Genomic DNA, 2,594 nt, shown 5'->3' on the forward strand with positions numbered 1-2,594 from the left:
GTGTACGACATGCCGTGCCCGGCTCCGCGGGTGCGGGGCCCGGGTCCGGGGGTCCCGCCGTCTCAGATGAGGGACGGCACCTCCGCCGCCGACACCTCGCGGGCCGCCCGCTCCAACGCGCTGGCCAGCAGCGCCAGGTCGGTGGGGCCGTTGCCCAGCTCACGGACCGGGCGGCGGGCCGGCGGATCGCCCATGCGGTGCCACTCCAGCGGCACGACCGTCGGCCGCAGCGTCGCCGTCCGCGGGATACGGCCCGTCACCCGTCCCGCCTGGAACGGCGTCACCCGCCCGTCCGCACCGGTCAGCCGGCCACGCCCCGGCGCCGGATCGTCCGGCCCGGACCCTGGGGCGTCCAGGGCGACCCGCAGCGACGCCCGCCGGGCGGCCTCCGACTCCGCCGTACGGCCGCCGGGACCGGACGCGGCCACCAGGTGCACGCCGAGCCGCTCGCCGTCGCGGGCCACCGCCTCCAGCGCCCGCATCACCGACCCGGCCGCCGGCCGGCCCGGCGAGCCCAGCGAGGGCGCCACCAGCGCGTCCAGGTCGTCCACGACCACCACCAGCCGCGGCAGCGGCGGCGCGGCCTCCGCCGCCCGCCGCGCACCCGACGGCCGCAGCCGCAGGGTGGAACTGGGCGGCGCCTCTATGTCCCCGGCGCCCGAGTCGCCGCCGGGACGCGGCCCCTGCCCGGGCCGGCCGGGCGGGTCGGTGCGCGCGCCGGACGCGGAAACACGGCCGGACGCCGGGGTGCGCTGGGCGACGATACGGCCGGACACCTCCCGGTGCCGGTGCCACTCGGCGAAGTCCGTCCGGCCCAGCAGCTCCGCCCTGCGCTTCAGCTCCGCGCTCAGCGACTGAGCGAACTCCCGCATCCGCACCGGGTCGTTGGCGATGAGATGCGTCGTCACATGCGGCACGTCCGTGCACACCCGCAGCCCGTCGCCGGTGGCGCCGCCGACCCGGTCCCGGCCGTCCATCAGCACGATGCCGAGCCGGTCCGGCCGCTCCGCCGACGCCAGCGACGCGACCACCGCCCGCAGCAGCTCCGTACGGCCGCTGCCGTGCGGTCCCTCGATCAGCAGATGCGGCCCGTCCGCGACGAGGTCGACACCGACCGGGCCGCGCGGACCGGCGCCCAGCACGGCCCGTGCCCGGCCGCCGAGCGCCTCGGTGTCGTCGGCGGCGTCCGCCCACCGCGCCATCAACGACGCCGGAGTGGCCCGGGCCAGCCCCAGCTCCTCCAGCAGCCGCGCCGACTGCGGCAACGGCGCCGACACGCGCGCGTGCCGCTCCGCCGGGCCGTCCGGGCGCAGCGGGGCCAGCGCGCGGGCGAACCGCTCCGCCCAGGGCGCGGACACGGCGTCGACCGTCGCCAGCGTGCCGTCGCCGACCGGGACGCCCTCCCGGCGGGCCACCCGCAGCAGCCGCAGCGCGGTGGCCACGTCGCCGCTGAGCAGCGCCACCGCACCGCACTCGGCGAACACCGGCGACACCTCGCACGCCGCCCGGAACGTCTGCGTGACCGGCGAGGCGGGGGAGGCCGGGTCCGTCTCCGCCAGACACACCACATGGATGCCGGCCCGCGGCCCCTGAGCGGCCAGCCGTGCCACGGCCTCCTGGAGTCCGGGGCCGCCGGGATCACCGTCCACCACGACGACCGTGTACGGGCCGGGGAAGCCCGCCCCCGCACTCTCGTCGTCGGCGCGGGCCCAGGACGGGCGGCGGGCGCCCGCGGACACCGCACCGGCAGCGGCACCGGGGTCCGCCGCGTGCGCGGCACCGGGGCCGCCCGGAGGCGGCACGGCGTCCTGAGCGGACCGGGCCAGGGGAGCGTCCGCCCGGCCGGCCACGGCGTCCACGCCCCCGGACAGGCCGCCCAGGGCCGCCCCGGCCGCCGCCGGGGTCCGCTCGGCGTCATGGTCGGCGAGGCGGCGCAGCAGCTCGTCCGTGCGGGCGGCGGCCTGCTCCCGGTCGTACGCGAGGAGCAGCCGGCAGTCCTGGCCGTGCCCCGGCCGCACATGCGGCAGCCAGCCCAGCCACGCCCACTCCGCCGTGCGCTCCTCGAGGGACCGCGTGCGGTCCACGCTGATCAGCACGATCTCCAGGGTGTCCGGCGAGTGCAGCGCCGCCAGCTGCGCCACCACCGCCCGCGCCAGCCCCGACAGCCGCGGACGCGGCCCGGCGAGACCCAGCGCGCCCGCCTCCCGCAGCCCCGCCGTCACCGGCACGGCGGGCAGCAGGCCCGTGCCGTCGGGCGTCGGGCGGTCGGCCGTGCCGAGCCGCACGGTCAGCGCCTCCGGATGACCCGGCCCGCGCTCCCACAGCCTCGGGCCCGGACCCAGCGCGGTCAGCAGCAGCGCCGCCGGGTCCGGCCAGGTCTCCGGCACACCCGGGGCGACCGGCGCCGCCGGGGTGCCGTCCGTGCCGGGCTCCTCCGCGCCCGCCTGCGGCACGGCGGCCTGCGCGCCGCCGCGTCCGCCGGCCAGCCGCCGCGCCCACGCCCCGAGGCCGCGCCGCCGCCCGGTGCCCTGCGCGGGCCCGCGCTCGGCGGCCGGACCACGCCGGGAGCCACCTCGGTCGCCGGGGGCGGGGGC

Annotated in this window: 1 protein-coding gene; it reads right to left on the reverse strand. The window is 80.6% G+C overall.

Annotated elements, in window-relative coordinates:
* Nucleotides 1-62: 62 nt before the first annotated feature.
* On the reverse strand, nucleotides 63-2,594 hold a 2,532-nt coding region (locus MTQ10_RS29680; RefSeq protein WP_282612742.1), incomplete at its 5' end, for an FtsK/SpoIIIE domain-containing protein.

Origin of the sequence: Streptomyces sp. XM83C, from assembly GCF_023072675.1 — a bacterium.
Lineage (GTDB): Bacteria > Actinomycetota > Actinomycetes > Streptomycetales > Streptomycetaceae > Streptomyces > Streptomyces thermocoprophilus.